Raw genomic sequence first — 22841 nt, forward strand, 5'->3', positions numbered from 1 at the left:
AAAAGATGAGTTGGTTTAGTTTTAAATTAGGAGTTTACAATATTGCTGAATTGTGTTAATATTCAGTTATAATATTGAATATACATCATATTACAAGTTAGGGTGGTGATGCTAAGGTTAATTAGGGAAACTAATAAAGGGGAGATATTCGAGCTTTAATCCTATTGTTTGCTCTAAAAGGGAAGGATCGATTTCTTATGGGAGAGACGTGCACGATCTTTAAATTATGAGAGGGGATTGATGTATTATATGTTTTTGTCTCCTGCTAAGAGGCTCGTTTCAATATTGCTGATTTCAATTGTGTTGATGTTGGGAGCTTGTTCTAATCTGTCCTCTAATCAAGGAAGGAATAACAACGCTAGCAGTTCTAAAAACACTATTGAAATCGCTTTCCGAGATTTCGGCTCCGGGAGTGTAGGTTTAAAAGAATGGTTAAATGCTGTAAAAACGGAGTTTGAGCAACAACATCCGGATGTAAAAGTTCGATTTGTACCCATTCAGGCATCGGAAGGAGACTTTTTTGCCAAACTCGCTTTGATGGTAAAGAATGAGCAAACAGCCCCTGATATCGTTACGGAAGATACTTTTATGATTAACTCTGATGCGGCTGCTGGCAATATCGACCCTCTAGATAAGTACATCGAGCAGTGGGATGATTGGAAAAATTTTAACGACAGGGTCAAGCAAGGGGTAACAGCTGTCGATGGAAAGGTATATGGTATTCCTTATAGCACCGATACACGCGGCCTTTGGTATAACGTCAATATTTTTCGTCAAGCAGGCCTTCCGGTACCGTGGAACCCAAAAAACTGGGATGATGTGCTAGAAGCTGCCAAAACCATTAAAGAAAAAGTACCAGGTGTCGTCCCATTCTGGGCAAACTCCGGCAAGGCAACAGGTGAGGCCACATCAATGCAGACATTTGAAATGCTTTTGTATGGGACAGAGGATACTTTATACAACTTTGACACAAAAAAATGGATTGTGAAGAGCCAAGGGTTTTTGGACTCTCTTGAGTTCATCCATCAAATCTATTCAAATGATCTAGGTCCGGAACTGTCACAAGTATTAACCGGAAAAGCAGGAGATATTGTTCAAACAGAGTTAATGCCGAAAGAAAAGGTAGGTATTGTACTAAACGGGAACTGGGTTCCGGGGGTTTGGAGAGAAGGGGGGGCTGCGCCTTGGCCAGAAGGGACAGAAGTATATAAACTGACGGCAATGCCGACACAGCATGGGCAAGATCCTGGCTTTACTTCCATGTCTGGAGGTTGGGCGCTATCGATTCCTAGCAAAGCGGACAATAAGGATTTAGCATGGGAGTTTATTAAGTTGGCTACAAGCGAAAAGTATAACAAATTGTATGTCCTGAAACAAGGAGATTTAACTCCGCGTCTTGATGTTGCTGAGGATCCAGAAGTGCTTAACGCTCCTGGAAGTGTCACAAAAGAAGCGGCCAGCTTTATTAAATTTACACACTTTAGACCTGGGGTAGATAAATATCCAGCGGTTTCTACTGCTATTCAAGCAGCCGTCGAAGCGGTTGCTACAGGAAGCCTCAGTCCTAAAGAGGCGATGGAGCAATACGCCAGAGAGGTTACACGTGTAGTAGGTAAGGAAAATGTAGAAGTGCGGAAATAGAAGAGAATGGATAAAAAGTGATCATCTGATAAGATGATCACTTTTACAACACTTTTTTGGAAGGAGAATGCTATGAATGTCGATGTAAAAAAAAATGCTCATGGAAACCTACAACGTTTTTCGTATACTCGGAATAAAAAGGATCACCGTTTGGTATTAAGATCGATTTTATTCTTGTTTCCTGCCTGCTCTCTATTAGTGATTTTCTTTGCAGGACCGATTTTACTAACTTTTTATTTTGCCTTTACTAACATGTCGCTTACCGGTACAAGTGCCCAAGCAATAGAGTTTGTTGGCTTTAAAAACTTTATGTATATGTTTTCAGATCCTAACTTTCGAGTCAGCGTTGTTAAAACGGTAGTTTTCCTTGTTTTTTCCGCTGTTATTGGGCAGCAAGTTTTAGGATTTATACTAGCGCTGTTAATGAAAGAAAGAAATCGTACATTCCGGCGTATTATAGGAACTACTGTGCTTGCAGGGTGGGTTACGCCAGAAATTGTTGTTGCATTTGCATTTTTTGCTTTTTTAAATGAACAAGGCACATTAAATACTATACTCCAATGGATCGGGATTAAACCTATTGCATGGTTATTTACTTTTCCGATGGTTAGTGTAGTTATCGCTAATATTTGGCATGGAACAGCATTTTCTATGTTAGTATTCCAATCTGCTCTCGACAATGTTCCTAAGTCGTTAGAAGAAGCGGCGATTATTGACGGTGCAACAAGATGGCAGAGGTTGTGGAAAATCATTATTCCTGTGATTAAGGGACAAATTGTTACAAACATGATTCTTGTTACATTACAAACATTAGGTGTATTCACGTTAATTTACGCCTTAACGGGTGGAGGACCCGGAATGGCAACTCAAACACTCCCGATTTATATGTACAATCAGGCTTTTGTTAACTACCAGTTAGGGTACGGAACCGCTATTTCATTGGCCATGCTGCTAATTGGAATAATTGCAAGCTTACTATATATTCGTCTGTTAAAAGTTAAAGTGTAAGGGAAAGAGGTGGAAATGAAGATGGCCAATCGTACATTGGAGAAGGTTATTCCATACATTGTACTTAGCTTCATAGGAATAGTGTTTTTGTTACCTCTGCTATGGATCCTTTTTTCATCGTTTGATCCTCATGCTACAGTATCATTGAAGATCCCGAAGACGGTTAGTGTGGAGAACTTTGCTTCGGTTTTGGCAGACAAGGCAAATCAGCAGTCTCTGTTAATCGGAGTTTTTCTCTCGCTTGGTCAGGCAATTATAACGGTGGTAGCCGCTACATTAGCAGCGTATCCGTTATCGAGATATCAACTCAAATATAAGAAGCCTTTTCTTTTGACCATTTTATTTATGACATCATTACCAATTACCGCTGTAATGGTTCCTGTGTATCAATTGTTTATGTTTTTGAATTTACATGACTCGTTGTTGGGGACAATGTTATTTCTTGCATCCTCCTCATTACCTTATGCAATTTGGATGACAAAAAACTTTATGGATGCCGTACCGCTTGAATTAGAGGAGTCTGCATGGATAGATGGGGCATCAGTGTTGAAAGGACTTCAAAAAGTCGTAGCCCCATTGATGATTCCGGGAATCTGTACAGTTGCAATTTTTACTTTTACTTTAAGCTGGGGGAATTTTTTCGTTCCTTACATCTTAATACAATCTCCAGAAAAGCTTCCGGCGTCTGTAACGATTTACCAGTTTTTTGGACAATACGGCATGGTTGAATACGGAAAACTGGCTGCTTTTTCGCTAATTTACACAATCCCTCCTATCGTTCTTTACACGATTAGTCAACGCTTTATGTCCGAAGGGTTTAGTTTTGCAGGGGCAACAAAAGGATAAGCGAAACTTACGGTAATAAAATATTGGGTGGAGGAGATTTGATATGTTTTTGACTGAAGAGAAACTAGAAGCTCGTATTAATGAGTTGTCAGAGTATCGTTATCGTGAAGCAATTTCGATCCCAGAGTTTCGTTTTTTAGTCGATGAAAAAGGCGCGATAGGTGCCCGCCCGCCCGAAACGAAGGAATGGGAGATTATTAGACTAGGTGACTACTGGAGTGGGAGGGATACCTATGCCTGGCTTCAAATCGATATTGATATTCCGGAACAATGGGAAGGAAGGGAAATAGTAGGTATATTTGATTTTGGTAAAACAGGTGGGGGAAATAACTCAGGATTTGAGTCACTTTTATATTTCAACGGGGTTCCGTACCAAGGTGTCGATTCGAATCATATGGAAGTATTTTTTCCGAAAGAGGCGGCTGGCTCTAAACTGAGTTTAACGTTTCGCCTCTGGTCAGGGCTTGAAGGGGGAGGAATTCCGAAACCACAGGAACATAAGATAAAACGGGCAGAGATAGCTTGGCTCGATGAGGTTACTGATGATTTGTTTTTTACTGGAAAAGCTATTCTTGGCACGGTGAGAATTCTTGATCGGCACTCTCCTGAACGCCAGTTACTTCTCTCGCTATTGGATCGCGCATTTCGGCAAATTGACTGGTCAAGACCTAAATCTGACTCATTCTATCATTCTGTCGCTATCGCTCTTCAGGTACTTAAAGATGAATTAAAGAAAATGGAGAAAAAACACCCGGTAACGGTTCGTTGTATTGGGCACACACACATCGATGTTGCCTGGCTTTGGCGCCTTAAGCATACAAGGGAGAAGGCGGCGAGATCATTTTCTACAGTGCTTCGACTGATGGAGAAATATCCAGAGTACATTTTTTTGCAAACCCAGCCTCAGCTATACGAATATATTAAATCAGATTATCCTGAAATATTCGAGCAAATTCGGAAGCGGATTGCGGAAGGGCGTTGGGAAGCAGGAGGAACGATGTGGCTAGAAGCGGATTGTAACATTCCCTCCGGAGAATCATTGGTGCGGCAAATACTCACGGGAACTCGTTTTTTGCGCAATGAGTTCGGTGTAGAGTGTAAATATTTATGGCTCCCGGATGTATTTGGCTATAACTGGGCTTTACCGCAGATTCTAAAAAAATCAGGGATTCATACATTTATGACTACGAAAATTAGTTGGAACCAATATAATAGAATGCCCCATGATACATTCTTGTGGAGGGGGATTGACGGAAGTGAAGTTCTTACACATTTTATTACAACCCCGGAACCGAACAAAAATTGGTGGTTCTACACCTATAATGGAGTAATTACGCCGGAGACGGTGCAAGGAATTTGGAATTCATACAGGGATAAGGCCATTAACCAAGAATTGCTTCTATCATACGGTTATGGAGATGGCGGGGGAGGAGTCAATAGGGAAATGTTAGAGATGCGCCGCCGCCTAAACGATATTCCCGGATTGCCAAATGTAGAAACGGGTAGGGCAGATGAGTTTTTTGAACGGTTACATAAAAAAATTAAAGAGACCGATCAGTATATACACGTATGGGATGGAGAACTTTATCTTGAGTATCATCGCGGAACTTATACAAGCCAAGCTTACAATAAGAGAATGAACCGAAAGATGGAGCTTCTGTATCGCGAGACAGAGTGGATGGGAATCGTGTCAGCAATGTTAAACTCTGATTGGTCCCATTATCCTTCTGAACAGCTGAATAAGGGATGGAAGATCATTCTGCGCAACCAGTTTCACGATATTATTCCTGGCTCATCGATTCGTGAAGTGTATGAGGATAGTAAAGAGGAATATGAAACGGCTGAAAAGTATGCATCAAGCGCTTGGGAAAATCTGAGCAAGAGTATCATAATTCGGCAAGAAGAGAGAACGGTTACAGTGTTTAATTCTTCTCCATGGGTAAGAACAGATTTAATCCGAGTTCCAGTAACGGCAGAGACCAAAAAAGGAATATGGAAGGATGGATCAGGGAAGGAGTTAAAAGCAGAAAGAGTCGGTGACAGTTGGGTTGTATTAGTAGAAGATGTTCCGTCTCTAGGATTCAGTACAATTCGATTGTATGGTGAGGAATCGGGGAATACTTTGGATCAAACGGATTTATTCCATATTGGCTCCTCTGAAATTACTTCACCGTACTACAAAATTAAATGGAATGATAAAGGACAAATTACCTCCATTTACGACTTCGAGGCAAAACGAGAGGTCTTAGATGACGGGAAATGTGGAAACGTATTGCAAGTATTTGAGGATAAACCTCTGCGCTTCGATGCTTGGGATATTGATATATTCTACCAGGAGAAAAAGAGGGAAGTAGAAGATTTACGACGTGTAAGTGTAAAAGAGATCACCCCGCTTTATGCCATTGTCCATTTTGAATGGGGATATATGGACTCTTCGATTAAACAGGATATGATTGTATATGCACATAGCAGAAGAATCGATTTTAAAACAGAGGTAGACTGGAAAGAGCAAAACCAATTGTTGAAGGTGGCGTTCCCTGTAAAGATTCGTTCTACGCTGGCGACTTATGATATCCAATTTGGCAATGTAAAAAGACCTACTCACTGGAACACAAGTTGGGATTATGCCAAGTTTGAAACAGTTGCGCATCAATGGGCTGATTTATCGGAAACGGGATATGGGGTTAGTTTGTTGAATGATTGCAAATACGGTTATGACATTAAAGATAATGTTATGAGGCTATCATTGATTAAATCTGCCACCTACCCAGATTACAAGCAAGACCAAGGACATCACATTTTCACTTATTCCTTACTTCCGCATGTGGGCGATTGGGTAGAAGGACAGACAGTAAAAGAAGCGTGGTATTTGAATAATCCGTTGACTTACAGGATAGGGAAACCCGTTAAAGAAACATTTTCACTGTTTCATGTTAATGCAAATAACATCATGATTGATGCTGTCAAAAAAGCGGAAGATACCAATCAAATTGTTCTCCGTTTACATGAATTTACAGGAAGGAGAGGCAAAGTGTATATAACAAGTGACTTGTCTATCTCTGCCTGGCAAGAGTGTGATCTTATGGAAAGAGGAATAGGGGAGAAGAAGGTAGATGAGAAGTTGGAGTTTGATATAAATCCATATGAGATTAAAACATTTCTTATAGATTTAAAATAGTATATCGAATGACTGCTATATCCCCTTATTGGTATTAGAGTTGCTTTTATGACCATAAGGGGATATTTGTATATTCACGTTTCACGCTCATCCGTCTCGAATAAAAGGATTCTCGAACGAAAAGAATGTATTACCTTCATCCCGAATTTCGCGGTGAACCTCCGTTATTAATAGTTCGGATAGCCGAAATCGAGAAAATTATGTATCTTTATCGTACATTTGTTTGTATTTCTGGAACGATTATGTCTGATTTGGAAAAAAGAGGGGAAAACGGTTTTTTGGCGTGCCGGAATCCAGAAAAGGGAATCCCGCTTGTCCTTCTTGTCCATTGGCGCCAAATCACTTTGAAAATTGTCTCTAAGATTCGACACTGGGAAGGACTATGACTCATTAATTCACGGGCTCTCTAGACCGGTTTTTATTATGCATAAATTTATTCTGAAATCGAAAAAATCATTGAAAGAAAGTGGAAAAAACAATAAAATAACATTAATAAGAGCAAGCGCTTTACCTAACAAACTTGACTACAACAGATGGAGAGAATGATGAGCGATGAAAGTAACCATTTATGATGTAGCAAAAAAAGCGGGTGTATCCATTTCAACGGTATCAAGGGTGCTCAATAATACCGGGCGCATCAGTGAAAGAACGAGAAAGAGAGTCCTACGGGTAATGGAAGAGTTGCATTATCAACCGAGCATGGTCGCCTCGGCGTTGACTGGGAAGCGGACAAGAACGATTGGCCTTGTCATCCCTGACGTAGCAAACCCATTTTTTTCTGAAATCGCTAGGAAAGTGGAAGATCGGGGGAGAGAACAGGGATTTAACGTTCTGATGTGCAATACGGATAACAACCCGGAGACGGAAGAAATGTATCTTTCTTTGTTACGCCAAAAAAGCGTGGATGGCATCATTATCGGAACCACAACGAACAATTATACAATGATCAAAGAGCTGTTGGAAGAGAATTTCCCTTTGGTTTTTATTGCCCAAGACATCCCGGAGCTGGCCATTAACGTAGTGAGAGTTGATGATTTTTTAGGAGGGTATCAAGCTGTCTCGCATCTTGTTTCCCTAGGCCATCAACAGATCGCGATCATGCTTGGGAATTTAAGTCGCACAAGCGATAAATACAGGTTGCAGGCCTATCAGCAGGTGCTTCAAGAAAACGGCCTGAAATGCGAAGAATCTTGGATTGTATATACGGACTATTCGATGGCTGATGGCAAAAGAGCGGCGATGGAGCTGTTGCAGTCGACCCCAAGGCCGACTGCGATTTTCGCCTGTTTTGATTCTCTTGCCGTCGGCATTTACCAAGCGGCCAAAGAGTTAGGACTCCGCATTCCCGATGATTTGTCGGTGGTTGGATTTGACAATACAATTTTATCGTCTATTATTGACCCACCGTTGACGACAGTTGCCCAACCTATTGAAGAAATGGGGAGGCAAGCGGTTGACCTGTTAATTGCTCAAGTTGAAGGGATCAATCATACGAAACAGCGGATCATTCTGCCGCCTCATCTAGTGGTAAGGAAATCAGCCTGTTATATCGCTAAAGTGAAATCGTAAGGGTGTGAGTAGATTGTTTTTATGAAACAATAGATGTTACCGGGGAAAACGTTTAATTTAATGAGAAGAACAGCTGTAAATAGCTATTCTTTTATTTTTTAACAAAAATTCTATAAATTCAGAAAAAATACTTGATAAAATAACAGGGTGAGGGTAAAATAAAAAACAAAAGGAAAGCGCTTGCTCAAAAAGCTTGATAGGGATTTGATTACACTATTTATTAATGGACATGATAACCATTGTTTTCGATGTATTAGAAAGCGCTTCCCTTCTACAACGGAGATGAGGAGGAGAAATAATGACTCGGGTGAAAGTAGGAATTTTGGGAGCCGGAGGGATTGCCAAGGTACATACGTCGATCCTAAAGAAAGATGAGAGGGTTCAAATTATTGGGGTAGCGGATATTGTGGAAGAAAGAGCCGCTTCATTGGCGAAGGAAGCCGGGGAAGCAAAAGCGGTCAAAAGCCTCGAGGAATTATTTGATCTTGGTGTAGATGCTGTTTACGTGACGACGCCAAACACGATGCATGTTGAGCCGGTACTAAAATGTCTGGAAAACAATGTGCATGTGTTCTCAGAAAAACCGATGGCGACTTCTTTGGAGGGGGCAGAGCAGATCAGGCAAGCGGCTGAACGATCAAAGGCGATTTACAACTTGGGAATGAACCGTCGATATGCGTCGGTGTACAAAAGAGTCAAGGAATTGGTTGATTCCGGGGAGGTCCCCCCCTATTTGGCTCATGTAAAAATGAACCGCGGCGAACTGTTAAATCCCCCTTGGACGGCAAACCCGAAGGTGACGGGAGGCTTCTTGTATGAAACTCCTTTCCATTTGATGGATCTGTGCCGTTATTTATTTGGTGAAGTACAAACGGTTTACTGCGAAGCAAAACAAAATATTTCGACAGAGGAATTAGATACATTCGCGATTATGATGACATTTGTCTCGGGGACGATCGTCAATTTTGTGACGTATGCTCATGCCGGATGGAGCTTTCCGTTTGAGAGTTTGGAGGTTTATGGGAAGTATAGCACGGTCGCAACCCAAGAACTCGAAAAAGTCATGTATGCCCCAGGGTTGCAGCAGGCGGCGCACATTCATGATTTCTATCAATTATCCATTGAAGAAAAATGGGGATATAAGGAAGAGGATCGTCTGTTTATTGATGCCATTATCCATGGAACAAAGCCTCCGGTGACAGCTGAAGATGGATTCCGCTCGATTCAATTGCTAGAGGCGATTTATGAAAGTGCTAAAACGGGGAAAATAATCGACTTTCGCCAAACAGCTCCGTCAAAATAATAAAAAGGCGGGTGAGAGAATGAAAGAGAAAAAACAAATCCGGATTGGCATGGTTGGTTATAAGTTTATGGGAAAAGCACATAGCCATGCGTTTCGCGATCTCCCCTTTTACTTCGACACAGATGTCATCCCGGTTCTGCAAGCCATTGCGGGCCGGAACGAGCAAGGAGTCAAAGAAGCGGCGCAAAAAATGGGGTGGGCCTCATATGAAACGGATTGGCGCCGTCTGATGGAACGGGATGATATCGATGTCATCGATATTGTCACCCCGAACAATACGCATGCGGAAATTGCAATTGCGGCAGCGAAAGCAGGAAAACATATCATTTGTGAGAAACCGCTTGCTCTCACATTGGAACAATCGCTTGAAATGTTTGAAGCTGTCAGGCGAGCAGGTGTAGTTCATATGATTTGTCACAATTACCGTTTTGCTCCGGCGGTTCAGTTTGCCAAGCAGTTGATCGCGCAAGGGCGACTGGGAAAAATTTACCACATTCGTGCTACGTTTTTGCAAGACTGGCTGATGGATCCGAACTTCCCGTTAATATGGCGCCTGAAAAAAGAGGTATCTGGATCAGGCACACATGGAGATCTTGGGGCGCATATTATCGACCTGGTCCGTTTCTTAGTCGGAGAATTCCGCGAAGTTGTCGGCATGATGGAGACGTTTATTAAAAAACGGCCGCTTGGAGATATGGATATCCATTTAAAAGGGCGCGTTGAAGGAACGGCATGGGGAGAAGTGGATGTTGATGATGCCTCTGCCTTCTTGGCCCGTTTTGAAAACGGGGCTTTAGGAGTGTTTGAAGTCAGCCGTTTTAGCAGAGGAAATCGGGCAGGCAACCGTTTTGAAATTAATGGGGAACGCGGCTCGATCCGTTGGGACATGGAAAATATGAATAACCTTCAAGTGTACCTCGAAGACGATGAGCGCGGACTGCAAGGATTCCGGACGATCAACTGCACAGAGGTGGAGCATCCGTATGCCTCGGCTTATTGGCCGGCTGGGCACATTATTGGCTATGAACATACATTTATTAACTTGTTGGTGGAAATGATGAATGGCATTGCCGGCGGGTACAGCCCTTCGCCGAACTTCGAAGACGGCGTTCGCAATCAAGCCGTGCTTGAGGCGGTGGAACGGTCGGTGCAAACTGGGGGATGGGTAAGCATTTCTGAAGTGCTACCGTCAGTGCAAGTGCAATCGCGTTGATGAAATACGACGATTTAGAAAGCGGTTACATTAAGCAAAGAAAGGTGTGTGGATCATGACCGTTCGTTGTGCAGTTCTCGGGCTAGGGCGCCTTGGACACCACCATGCGAAAAACCTGGCGACTCACCAAGTAAGCGGTGCTAAACTGGTGAGTGTGGTCGACCCTCTTGGAGAAAGAGCGGAGCAGTTTGCGCGGGAATATGGGATTGAGCGATGGACCAAGAACCCGGATGATGTATTCGAGGATCCGACAATTGATGCCGTCGTGATCGTAACCCCGACGAGCACTCATGCAGAGATGATTGCAAAAGCAGCCAAAAACGGCAAAGCGATCTTCGTCGAGAAACCGCTTACCCAAAGTTTAGAGGAAGCCGATGACATCATTCAAACGATTCAGGAGACGGGTGTCATTTGTCAAGTCGGCTTTATGAGACGGTTTGATCCTGCTTATGCCGAGGCGAAGAGAAGAATTGAAGCGGGGGATATTGGCAAACCAATCTACTTTAAAGGGATTACAAGAGATGCTGGTTCACCTCCGGCTGAGTTTATTCAACATAGCGGCCGCGTATTTTTGGACGTTTCGATTCATGACTATGATATTGCCCGTTACTTAATGGGGGCAGAAATTACGTCTGTTTCCGCTCATGGAAGAGTACTGTTGCATTCATTTATGAAAGAGTTTAAAGATGTGGATCAGGCAATTACGTATGTTCATTTTGACTCTGGCGCAGCTGGGGATATCGAGGCAAGCCGGAACTCACCATACGGGCACGATATTCGTACAGAAATTATCGGCACAGAAGGCTCCTTGTTTATTGGCACTCTTCGCAATCAAAATGTCACATTGTTGAATGCCAAAGGAAGCACATACGAAATCATCCCTGATTTCCAAACGCGATTCAACGATGCGTACCGTTTAGAGCTTGTCCACTTTATCGAATGCGTTCAAAACCGGCAAACACCAAAAGTAACTGAAATTGACGGAAAAGTGAACCTAAAAATTGCCATTGCGGCGACCGAGTCGTTTGACAGCGGAAAAACAGTATGGCTCGAAGGGCATGTAGCTGAGCAAACACGCTAGTCGAAGGCAGCGAGTCCACTTTGGCTTCGTTTGTCATAGAACATGGTTCGTAGCGGCTTTCGCTCCCTATTGAGTGGCGAGAAAGGCCGCTATGGACAAGGAAGTTTTAAAGAAACTAAGGGGACAAGGGGGCAAAAGGAAGATGAAAGGTCGAATGAAATGGATTTCATTGGTCGTATTGCTGTTTAGTTTTTCGTTGCTTTTTGGCTGCAACAAACAACAAGAAACAGCCCAATCAGGGGACAAACCAGGAAAAATTGTCATTGGCGCGGCCCTTCCAGATTTTGATGACAAATGGCTGAGTTACTTGCAAGACGGAATGAAGGAATATGCCAAAACGCAAAAAGATGTGGAAGTCATTTACGTCGATGCGATGAATGACGCAAACAAGCAATTGTCTCAAGTGGAAAACTTTGTTCAACAAAAAGTGGATGCCATTGTATTGATTCCTGTCGATACGGTTTCGGCGCCGCAAATGGTGGAAAAAGCGAATCAAGCGAACATTCCAATCGTGGTTGTAAACCGTATTTTTGACGGGGTAGACAAGGCAACAGCCTATGTTGGTTCTGAATCGATCAAAGCTGGCATCATGCAAATGGAAGAAGTGGCGAAAATTTTAGGAGGCAAAGGAAACATCGCCATTATCAACGGCCAAATGGGTCAGGAAGCACAAATCAAGCGGACAGAAGGAAATAAGCAAGTGATAAAAAAATATCCGGGGATGAAAGTCGTTCTAGAAGGAACAGCAGAATGGGATCGTGCAAAGGGAATGGCGCTGATGGAAAACTGGTTGCAGTCTGGCAAAAAAATTGATGCTGTTGTCTCTAACAATGATGAAATGGCCATCGGTGCGATTATGGCACTGGAGGCTGCTGGAAAGTTAAATGATGTTGTTGTAGCAGGAGTTGATGCGACGCCGGATGCTCTTGAATATGTTAAACAAGGAAAATTAAAAGTCACCGTCTATCAAAACGCGAAAGGCCAAGGACAAGCTGGATTAGAGACGGCTATTAAAGCGGCAAAAGGAGAAAAAGTAGAGAAATACAATTGGATTCCGTATGAGCTGGTTACGAAAGAGAATGTCGATGAGTACATCAAAAAGTGGCAATGAGAAAAGAAGAATGAAAAGGAAGGATGCTGTCGCGTTGCTGACATCCTTCCTAACATTCACTTTTCCTTTGTGAAACTAGCCTACCTAAGCTCATAGAACGGCCGACGTTATAAAGCCGCGGGGCAACCATCCGCTTTGATAAAAGGGGCAATCTATAGCGAAAAGGCGGGGTACGAATGAGCAACAATTATGTATTGGAAATGATCGATATTACAAAAGAGTTTCCTGGAGTAAAGGCTTTGGATCGGGTGCAGCTGAGAGTAAAAAGAGGAACTGTACATGCGCTGATGGGGGAAAATGGAGCGGGGAAGTCTACCTTAATGAAGATCCTGATCGGCATTTACACGCCTGATCAAGGCAAGATCATGTTCGATGGGGAAGAGCTGAAAGTCTCCACGATTAAACAAGCGCTCGATAAAGGCATTTCGATGATTCATCAAGAGTTGAGCCCGGTTCCGAACATGACGGTGGCGGAAAATATTTTTCTCGGCAGAGAACCGAGTTATCCGTTCGTGGGTTGGGTCAAAATGAAGGAACTCATTAAAAAGACGAGACAACTATTTGAACAGCTTGAGATCGATATTGACCCCAATGCGAAGATGGCGGATTTGAGCATTGCCAATATGCAGATGGTGGAAATTGCGAAAGCGATCTCTTACAATTCGAAGCTGATCATTATGGATGAACCGACGTCGGCCATTACGGAGAAAGAGGTTCATCACCTTTTCCACATCATTCGCTCTTTGAAAAAAGAGGGCGTATCCATTATTTATATTACTCATAAGATGGATGAACTCGAACAAATCACCGATGAGGTGACCGTGCTGAGGGACGGGAAGTACATCGGGACGAAGTCGAGCCATCAAATTTCAAGGGATGAACTCATTCAAATGATGGTCGGAAGGGAATTGAATCAAATTTTCCATAAGCCAAAGATTCCGATCGGAGAAGTGGCGTTGTCGGTCAAAGGGTTGACGAAAAAAGGGAAATTTCATGATGTGAGCTTTGAAGTACGGAAAGGGGAAATAGTCGGGTTTGCTGGGTTGATGGGGTCTGGAAGAACAGAAGTATTAGAAAGCGTTTTTGGCGTTGCCAAACCGGACGCGGGAGACATTTATGTTCACGGAAAAAAGGTTGCGATTCGCTCGGCACGGGACGCGATTCGATATGGGATGGGCCTGTTGACGGAAGACCGAAAACTGACAGGGCTGTTTTTACCGTTGTCTGTCGAGGACAACATGATCACGGTTACGGTCAACCAGTATACGAAGGCAGGTTTTTTGCAGCAACGAAAAATCCGCGAAGACTGTCAAAGGCTAGCCGAACAGCTTGCGATTAAAACGCCGAGTTTGCAACAGTTGATCAAATATTTAAGCGGGGGCAATCAGCAAAAAGCGCTCATTGCCCGATGGCTGCTTCACAATCCGGATATTTTGTTTCTCGATGAACCGACGAGGGGAATTGATGTAGGGGCGAAGGCGGAAATTTACAATTTGATTTTTGATCTCGCCAAGAGGGGAAAAGCGATCGTCGTAGTTTCTTCGGAAATGCCGGAAATATTGGGATTGAGCGACCGGATTATCGTTATGCATGAAGGAAGAAAAACAGGAGAGCTGACAAGGGAAGAAGCAACCCAAGAGCGGATTATGCAGCTGGCAACGGGCCAGTTGATCGAGGCGAAGCGATAAAGAGCAAGGGGGGAATGGGTATGGAAAGCCAAGTTTCTGTTACGAACAAACAGGGGAAGGCAGGGATTTCTTCGACGGCCACGTCGAAGGACAAATTGTATCGATTTTTAAACCGATATGGCATGTTGGTGATTCTGATAGCACTCGTCATTTTGATGTCCATTCTTTCGCCGACATTTTTTACAACCGGCAACTTATTAAATATTGTTCGGCAAATGTCGGTGGTAGGCATTGTCGCGATTGGCGTCACGATCGTCATTATTACGACTGGGATCGATTTGTCATCAGGTTCCGTGATTGCTCTTGTGTCTGTAGTTACGGCTAGCCTTGCTCATCCGGATACGTATCCAGTCGTTGTCCCCATTTTGGTTGGTCTTGGATTAGGGCTCCTGACGGGTGTGATCAACGGGACGATTATTTCGAAGGCGAAAATTGCTCCCTTTATTGTGACACTGGGAATGATGACAGCAGCGAGAGGTGCGGCGCTGCTATTCAGCGATGGGAGACCAATCGGGAACTTGTCGCCCTCGTTTTTATGGATTGGGCAAGGAGATGTTGTGGGAATCCCGGTCCCGATTCTCATCTTTGCGCTTGTGGGGGTCATTTCCTACATTCTCTTAAATAAAACGAAGTTTGGCAAATACGTGTATGCAATTGGCGGAAATGAACAGGCGGCCATAATTGCCGGAGTCAATGTCGATAAATATAAGATTTTCGTTTACGCATATGCCGGACTATTGTCAGGGCTGGCTGGACTCATCTTGACCTCGCGTATTTCCTCGGGGCAGCCGACGGCCGGGGTCATGTATGAACTCGATGCCATCGCCGCTGCGGTCATTGGCGGCACGAGCCTTGCCGGTGGAATTGGGACGATCGGTGGCACGATTGTCGGTGCGCTCATTATCGGGGTGATGAATAACGGTCTCGACTTGTTGAATGTTTCACCATACTGGCAACAAATTCTCAAAGGCGTCATTATTACAATGGCCGTGTTCATCGATTCTCGTAAAAACCGAAAATCATAGGGTTGGAGGAAAATGATGAAATTTGTGTTTAATGAGGCGACGACGTTAAAAAATTCTACATTAAAGAATGACTTAGAACTATGTGAAAAATATGGTTATGACGGCATTGAAATTCGGCTTGATAAGTTGAAAGAATTTCTCGCTTCCTATACGGTTGACGACTTGAAACAATTCTTTGCTTTTCATCGTTTGAAACCGTATGCCTTCAATGCGCTGGAGTTTATCACGTTCCGCGATGAGGAAGGATTCGGCCAAATCCGTCGCGATCTGCAGTTTTTGTGCGAAGTTGGCCAACAAATTGGCTGCCAAACAGTGATTGCGGTTCCGACGTTTGATGTCGGTGATTATACGAAGTCGGAAATCAAAACGGAAACCGTTCGCGTGCTGCAGGAGTTAGCAGAGTTAAGCGAGCCGTACGGCGTAAAAATCGCCCTCGAGTTTTGTGGATATCCGAATTGTTCCATCAACACGTTCGCGCAGGCGTATGAGATTGTCAAAGCGGTGGGCAACAGTCGAGTGGGCCTTGTTCTGGACTGCTTCCATTTTCACGCCATGAACTCCCGACTCGAAGACTTGCAGGCGGCAGATCCAACAGATATTTTCGTCTTTCATATTGATGATTGTGAAGATTTGCCGGTCGGAGCGTTACGCGATCACCATCGAGTGTGGCCGGGGGACGGGGTGATTGACTTGGATGGCATTTTACGTACGCTCCAGGCCATTGGCTACAATGACATGGCTTCCATTGAGTTATTTCGGCCTGAGTACTGGCACTGGGATGCAGAAACGACGATTCAGACCGGAAAGATAAAAATGGAGAACATTCTCCGCCAGTATTTTGATATTGAACAAGTTTGAACATCTACCGGAGGGAAAACGATGAATACGATCCGCCTAACAACTGCCCAAGCGTTAATCAAGTTTTTAAACCAGCAGTACGTGGAGTTCGATGGCCATGTACAGAAGTTTGTCAAGGGCATTTTTACGATTTTCGGACATGGCAATGTGCTTGGCCTTGGCCAAGCGCTTGAGGAAGATCCTGGAGAGCTCGAAGTGTACCAAGGGCGCAATGAACAAGGAATGGCGCATGCGGCAATTGCCTTTGCAAAACAAAAACACCGACGGCAAATCATGGTATGCACGTCGTCTGTTGGCCCTGGGGCGGCAAATATGGTGACAGCAGCGGCGACAGCTTCGGCGAACCACATTCCGGTGCTATTGCTTCCGGGAGATACGTTCGCGACAAGACAGCCTGATCCGGTGCTTCAACAAATTGAGCACTGGCACGATTTGACCATTTCCACAAACGATGCGTTCCGCGCCGTTAGCAAATATTGGGATCGCATCAGCCGGCCCGAGCAGCTGATGTCGGCCATGATTCAGGCCATGCGGGTGTTGACTGATCCTGCTAACACCGGTGCGGTCACCATTGCCTTGCCTCAAGATGTGCAAGGAGAAGCGTACGACTTTCCGGAACACTTTTTCCAAAAACGGATTCACCGCATTGAACGCCCCATTCCGACGAAAGCGGTGATTCGGGAGGCGGTGGAACTCATTCGCGGAAAGAAAAAACCAATCATCATTTGCGGCGGCGGTGTCCGTTATTCAGAAGCGGCGGAAGAATTGAAACAGTTTGCTGAGAAATTCCACATTCCTTATGGGGAAACGCAAGCCGGCAAAAGCGCGATAGAAAGTACCCATCGGTATAATCTTGGGGGAATTGGCGTTACCGGCAATCTTGCCGCCAATACGATCGCAAAGGAAGCCGATTTGGTCATTGGAATTGGCACCCGTTACACTGATTTTACGACAGGTTCAAAACAGCTTTTCCAACATCCTGAAGTGGAATTTTTGACAATTAACATTTCGGCCTTTGACGCTTGCAAATTGGATGCCGTCCGCGTCGTGGCCGATGCGAAATTCGCTCTTCTCACCTTAACCGAGGAGTTGGAGCACATCGGGTATCGATCCGGTTATACGAATGAAATAGACGTCGCGAAAAAGGCGTGGGAAGAAGAGCTGAACCGGCTGCATCACGTCCGCTATCGCCAGCCGGGATTTCAGCCGGAGGTGGCCGGCCAGCTTGATGAATTTCTGTCTGAATACTCAGAGTTTTTTGGTTCCATGTTGACGCAAACGGAAGTCATTGGCGTGGTTAACGAGTGGATCGATGACGACGCCATTATCATCGGCGCGGCAGGTAGCCTGCCGGGAGATTTGCAGCGCATGTGGGTGGCGCGCCGGCCGAATACGTATCACATGGAGTATGGATATTCGTGCATGGGGTATGAGATTTCCGGTGCGCTCGGCGTAAAAATGGCGGAGCCAGATAAAGAAGTGTACGCCATGGTCGGCGATGGTAGCTACTTAATGCTTCACTCAGAGCTCGTGACGAGTATTCAAGAGAAGAAAAAGATCAATGTTCTTCTATTTGATAATGCCGGATTTGGTTGCATTAACAACTTGCAAATGGGTCATGGGATGGGCAGTTTCGCCACCGAATTCCGCTACCGCAACGGAGAAACTGGGCGCTTAGACGGGAGCTTGATTCCGATTGACTTTGCGCAAAGCGCGGCTGGTTACGGGGCGAAAACGTATAAAGTGCACACGCTCGAGCAATTAAAAGAAGCGCTCGAAGATGCCAAACAACAATCGGTGTCGACATTGATCGATATTAAGGTGCTTCCAAAAACGATGACCCATGATTATGAGTCATGGTGGCATGTTGGGGTGGCGGAAGTATCCCGGAACCCAAAAATTGCGGAGGCATACAAGCGGAAAGAACAACAATTGCAAAGGGCAAGAAAATATTGAACAACTGGAGTGAGAGAGATGGAAAAAACGGTTAATCCTTTTCGTATCGGTATTGCGCCGATCAGCTGGGTCAATGATGATATCCCGGGATTGGGCGACCATTACACACAAGATCAAGTGTTATCCGAAATGGCGGAGCTTGGGTATGTTGCAACGGAAATGGGGCGCCTCTTTTCCCAAGATCCCCCGTCATTGAGGGCAAAACTGAACCAATATGGCATTGAGCTCGCCAGCAAATTCATCGGCGTGCTCTTTTCAGACCGTTCTCGTCTTGAAGAGGAACTCAAGACGTTCCGGTCTTGGGCGGAATATTTGCACGATATGGGATGCAAGTATGCGATTGTCTGCGAGATGGGGGGGTCAATGCACTGGGATCCGCGCCGGGTGCCAGAAGAAAAAACGATTCAACGGCTCACGGATTCCGAATGGGAGTCCCTTGTTGACGGATTGCATCGCGCCGCGCATATATGCCAAGAGCTAGGAATGAAACTTGTTTACCACTTTCACGCGGGAACAGTCGTCGAAACGGCGGAAGAGATCGATCGCTTAATGGAGTTGACGGATCCGAATCTTGTCCATCTCTTGTATGACACAGGGCATGCGTTATATGGCGGATATGATCCGGCTGAACTGTTGCATCGGTATGCGGATCGCATTCAATACGTTCATTTGAAAGACGTAAGGCGCGATGTGCTCGAGCTGGTGAGACGGGAACAACTCGACTTTCGCACGGCGGTGTTGCGTGGCATGTTTACGGTTCCTGGAGATGGATGCATTGACTTTGTTCCGATTTTTGCCAAATTGATTGAGATGGACTATAACGGCTGGATCATCGTCGAAGCAGAACAGGACCCGGCTGTGGCGCACCCGTACACGTACGCCAAAATGGCCAAAGAATATATTGACCGCCTTGTTCATCATCTCTTGGCGGCCCAAAAGCGGTAAGGGGGGGAGGATGAAACGATGAGCCGACTGGTCATACCAAGCCATTCGCCGAATGAAGAGGGGAACGTCGTCCGCGTAACGCCGGAATCGGCGGGGTGGGAGTATGTTGGATTTGAAGTGTATGCGTTAACAAAAGGACAAACATTGCGAAAAGAGACGATGGATCAGGAAGCCTGCCTTGTTCTTCTCAAAGGGAAAGCCAATATACACACGAGACATGAACGGTGGGAAAATATTGGACTGAGAATGGATATTTTTGAGAAGATTCCGCCATACTCTGTCTATGTCCCGTCCAATGATGTTTATGAAGTGCAAGCAGTGACTGATTTGGAGTTGGCCGTTTGTTTAGCGCCAGGGAAAGGAACGTATCCAGCCCGTTTGATTCCGCCAGGCGAAGTAGGAGTTGAAATACGGGGAGCAGAAAATATTGAACGGCGGGTGCATAACATTCTTCCGGAGTCTAAACCGGCTGACAGCTTGCTTGTCGTTGAGGTATTTACGCCGGAAGGAAACTGGTCGAGTTACCCACCGCATAAACATGACCAAAACAATTTGCCGTATGAATCCTATTTAGAAGAAACGTATTATCATCGAATCCATCCGGACCACGGTTTTATGGTACAACGGATCTACACCGATGACCGTTCGATTGATGAAACGATGGTCGTGAAAAACGGAGATGTTGTTTTGGTGCCGAAAGGTTATCACCCGGTTTCCGCTCCCCCAGGTTATGAGGGGTATTACTTAAACGTCATGGCCGGACCCGTACGGACGTGGAAGTTCCATAATGACCCGGACCATGAGTGGGTGATGAAAAGCAAGCTCGCGGCCAAACAGAAGTAGAAACGATCCAAAAAGATGACAGGAAAGAGGCGGTTCGATGAATTTACTCCCATTTGACCAGCAAAAAACGTTGGATTTTATCGCCGTTGGCCGGCTATGCATCGATTTGAACGCCAATGAAATCCATCGGCCGATGGAAGAAACGGTGACGTTTACGAAATATGTCGGTGGGTCTCCGGCGAACATCGCCATCGGCATGGCGCGGCTCGGCATGAAAACGGGATTTATCGGGCGGGTTGCTGACGACCAAATGGGTCGATTTATTGTCCGATATTTAAAAAACAATGGAATTGATACGTCCCATGTCATTACCGACAAGTCCGGCAGTGTGACGGGTTTGGCGTTTACCGAGATCAAGAGCCCGACCGACTGCAGCATCCTCATGTATCGCGATAATGTCGCTGATTTGAAACTGGAACCAAACGACATTCATAAAGACTATATTCAGCAGGCAAAATGCCTGCTGATTTCCGGGACGGCTTTGGCGAAAAGTCCGTCAAGAGAAGCGGTGTTTTTAGCGTTGGAGTATGCAAGACGTCATGGGGTCGTTGTCTTTTTCGATTTGGATTATCGCCCTTATACGTGGCAATCCAAAGAGGAAACGGCAATCTATTACAACTTGGCTGCGGAAAAATGCGACGTGATCATCGGCACGAGAGAAGAATTTGACATGATGGAGCAGTTTGCCGGCCATTCGCGCGATGACGAGAAAACGGCGCAAAAGTGGTTTGACTACAACGCGAAAATCGTTGTCATTAAGCATGGCAAAGATGGGTCGATCGCCTACACGAAAACAGGAGAAACATTTATCGGCACGATTTTCCCGGCGAATATTGTGAAAACGTTTGGAGCGGGCGATTCTTACGCTGCTGGGTTTATCTATGGATTAATGAATGGGTGGCCTATTCCGAAGGCGATGGAATATGGCGCAGCTGCCGCTTCGATTGTCATCTCGAGCCATAGTTGCTCTGATGCGATGCCAACGTTGGACCAAATTGAACAGTTCATTCAACAACATAAAAGCAGCTCGGCCGCTGCGAAATCATAATGAAAGGGGATCAACGAACATGACGATGACAACGGGAGTGCAAACCTTAAAAAACTATGTTGGCGGGCAATGGGTGGAATCCAGTTCTGCGAAGACAGAAGCGGTTCCAAACCCTGCGACGGGCGAAGTGCTCGCTTACGTCCCGATTTCGAACCGTGAGGATTTGGATCATGCCGTTGCGGCAGCGAAAGAGGCATTCAAAACATGGAGCAAAACGCCAGTGCCGCGCCGGGCGCGGATTTTATTCAAATACCAGCAGTTGCTTGTTGAACATTGGGAAGAACTGGCCCGGTTAGTGACGTTAGAAAACGGCAAAAGCTACAACGAAGCCTACGGGGAGGTGCAGCGTGGAATTGAATGCGTGGAATTTGCCGCAGGTGCGCCGACACTCATGATGGGAAGACAGCTTCCTGACATTGCGACTGGCATTGAATCAGGAATGTATCGTTATCCGATTGGTGTCGTTGGGGGCATCACGCCGTTTAACTTCCCGATGATGGTTCCTTGCTGGATGTTCCCGTTGGCGATTGCGTGCGGAAACACGTTCGTCTTAAAACCGTCCGAACGCACACCGATGTTGGCCAATCGCCTGGCTGAACTCTTTAAAGAAGCAGGGCTTCCGGACGGGGTGCTCAACATCGTTCATGGGGCGCGTGATGTCGTGAACGGTCTGTTGGAGCATCCGGATGTGAAAGCCATCTCGTTTGTCGGCTCCCAGCCGGTCGGTGAGTATGTATACAAAACAGCAGCGGCCCACGGCAAACGCGTTCAGGCGTTGACAGGGGCTAAAAACCATTCCATCGTCATGCCGGATGCGGACTTGAAACTGGCTGCTCGTGAAATTATTAACGCAGCGTTCGGCTCTGCTGGAGAGCGGTGCATGGCGGCGTCAGTTGTTGTCGCGGTTGGGGACATTGCTGATGAATTAGTTGAGAGATTAGTAGCGGCTGCCAATGACATTAAGATAGGCAACGGATTGGAGGAGAGCGTCTTTTTAGGCCCGGTCATTCGCGAAGCTCATAAACAACGGACGGTAAAATATATTGAACTCGGAGAAAAAGAAGGAGCTATTTTGGTGCGCGACGGGCGGAAAGATGCTGCTGTCCAAGACGACGGATACTTTATCGGACCGACCATCTTTGACCGAGTCACCACCGACATGACGATTTGGAAAGATGAAATTTTCGCCCCTGTTCTTTCGATTGTGCGTGTTAATACACTAGATGAAGCCATTGAAGTCGCCAACAAATCGCCATTCGCCAACGGGGCATGCCTTTACACAAGAGATGGAGGAAATGTTCGTAAGTTCCGCGATGAAATCGATGCCGGCATGTTAGGCGTCAACTTAGGCGTTCCTGCGCCGATGGCCTTCTTCCCGTTCTCTGGGTGGAAAAACTCGTTTTATGGCGACCTTCATGCGAACGGTATGGACGGTGTGGAATTTTATACACGTAAGAAAATGCTCACTGCCCGCTGGTAAGAGTGACGGAAAAAGGATCAGGCGCCTTATGGCGCTTGATGCTTTTTC

At 45.4% G+C, this 22841-nt stretch carries 17 protein-coding genes; all 17 read left to right on the forward strand.

The window, feature by feature from the left end; all coding sequences use genetic code 11:
* Nucleotides 1-240 precede the first annotated feature (240 nt).
* Nucleotides 241-1641: an extracellular solute-binding protein gene (locus IC803_RS07310; protein ID WP_081208800.1), complete on the forward strand. Its 1401-nt coding sequence runs from the start codon at nt 241-243 to the stop codon at nt 1639-1641.
* A gap of 72 nt (nt 1642-1713) precedes the next feature.
* Nucleotides 1714-2649 carry a carbohydrate ABC transporter permease gene (locus IC803_RS07315; protein WP_223812038.1) on the forward strand — a complete coding sequence of 312 codons (936 nt, stop codon included), beginning with the start codon at nt 1714-1716 and terminating at the stop codon, nt 2647-2649.
* Between the two features lie 21 nt (nt 2650-2670).
* Nucleotides 2671-3495: a carbohydrate ABC transporter permease gene (locus tag IC803_RS07320; protein ID WP_081208919.1), complete on the forward strand. Its 825-nt coding sequence runs from the start codon at nt 2671-2673 to the stop codon at nt 3493-3495.
* 43 nt (nt 3496-3538) lie between these two features.
* Nucleotides 3539-6673 (forward strand): alpha-mannosidase, encoded by a 3135-nt coding sequence (locus IC803_RS07325; RefSeq protein ID WP_081208798.1) that lies wholly within the window; start codon nt 3539-3541, stop codon nt 6671-6673.
* Nucleotides 6674-7225: 552 nt separating this feature from the next.
* Complete coding sequence (locus tag IC803_RS07330) at nt 7226-8242, forward strand: LacI family DNA-binding transcriptional regulator (protein WP_081208796.1); 1017 nt, start codon at nt 7226-7228, stop codon at nt 8240-8242.
* A 298-nt stretch (nt 8243-8540) separates the two neighbouring features.
* Nucleotides 8541-9545 carry a Gfo/Idh/MocA family protein gene (locus IC803_RS07335; RefSeq protein WP_081208794.1) on the forward strand — a complete coding sequence of 335 codons (1005 nt, stop codon included), beginning with the start codon at nt 8541-8543 and terminating at the stop codon, nt 9543-9545.
* Between the two features lie 19 nt (nt 9546-9564).
* Nucleotides 9565-10758, forward strand: coding sequence for a Gfo/Idh/MocA family protein (locus tag IC803_RS07340; protein WP_081208792.1), 1194 nt, complete (start codon nt 9565-9567; stop codon nt 10756-10758).
* Nucleotides 10759-10813: 55 nt separating this feature from the next.
* Nucleotides 10814-11839, forward strand: a complete 1026-nt coding sequence (locus tag IC803_RS07345) for a scyllo-inositol 2-dehydrogenase (protein WP_081208790.1) — start codon at nt 10814-10816, stop codon at nt 11837-11839.
* A 142-nt stretch (nt 11840-11981) separates the two neighbouring features.
* A complete protein-coding gene (locus IC803_RS07350) occupies nt 11982-12950 on the forward strand; it encodes a sugar ABC transporter substrate-binding protein (protein ID WP_042380739.1) in 969 nt (322 codons plus the stop codon).
* A 176-nt stretch (nt 12951-13126) separates the two neighbouring features.
* Nucleotides 13127-14638 carry a sugar ABC transporter ATP-binding protein gene (locus IC803_RS07355; protein ID WP_081208788.1) on the forward strand — a complete coding sequence of 504 codons (1512 nt, stop codon included), beginning with the start codon at nt 13127-13129 and terminating at the stop codon, nt 14636-14638.
* 20 nt (nt 14639-14658) lie between these two features.
* Nucleotides 14659-15663 (forward strand): ABC transporter permease, encoded by a 1005-nt coding sequence (locus tag IC803_RS07360; protein ID WP_081208786.1) that lies wholly within the window; start codon nt 14659-14661, stop codon nt 15661-15663.
* 15 nt (nt 15664-15678) lie between these two features.
* The gene (locus tag IC803_RS07365) at nt 15679-16521 is read left to right on the forward strand and encodes a sugar phosphate isomerase/epimerase family protein (RefSeq protein ID WP_081208784.1); all 843 of its coding nucleotides are present in this window, start codon (nt 15679-15681) and stop codon (nt 16519-16521) included.
* Between the two features lie 21 nt (nt 16522-16542).
* Nucleotides 16543-18477 carry a 3D-(3,5/4)-trihydroxycyclohexane-1,2-dione acylhydrolase (decyclizing) gene (gene iolD / locus IC803_RS07370; RefSeq protein WP_081208782.1) on the forward strand — a complete coding sequence of 645 codons (1935 nt, stop codon included), beginning with the start codon at nt 16543-16545 and terminating at the stop codon, nt 18475-18477.
* Nucleotides 18478-18495: 18 nt separating this feature from the next.
* Nucleotides 18496-19422 carry a myo-inosose-2 dehydratase gene (gene iolE / locus IC803_RS07375; protein ID WP_081208780.1) on the forward strand — a complete coding sequence of 309 codons (927 nt, stop codon included), beginning with the start codon at nt 18496-18498 and terminating at the stop codon, nt 19420-19422.
* 18 nt (nt 19423-19440) lie between these two features.
* Nucleotides 19441-20265, forward strand: a complete 825-nt coding sequence (iolB, locus tag IC803_RS07380; RefSeq protein WP_081208778.1) for a 5-deoxy-glucuronate isomerase — start codon at nt 19441-19443, stop codon at nt 20263-20265.
* A 37-nt stretch (nt 20266-20302) separates the two neighbouring features.
* Nucleotides 20303-21313, forward strand: coding sequence for a 5-dehydro-2-deoxygluconokinase (gene iolC, locus IC803_RS07385; protein ID WP_081208776.1), 1011 nt, complete (start codon nt 20303-20305; stop codon nt 21311-21313).
* A gap of 19 nt (nt 21314-21332) precedes the next feature.
* A complete protein-coding gene (locus tag IC803_RS07390) occupies nt 21333-22793 on the forward strand; it encodes a CoA-acylating methylmalonate-semialdehyde dehydrogenase (RefSeq protein ID WP_081208774.1) in 1461 nt (486 codons plus the stop codon).
* Nucleotides 22794-22841: the final 48 nt, after the last annotated feature.

It is taken from the genome of Geobacillus sp. 46C-IIa, assembly GCF_014679505.1.
GTDB lineage: Bacteria > Bacillota > Bacilli > Bacillales > Anoxybacillaceae > Geobacillus.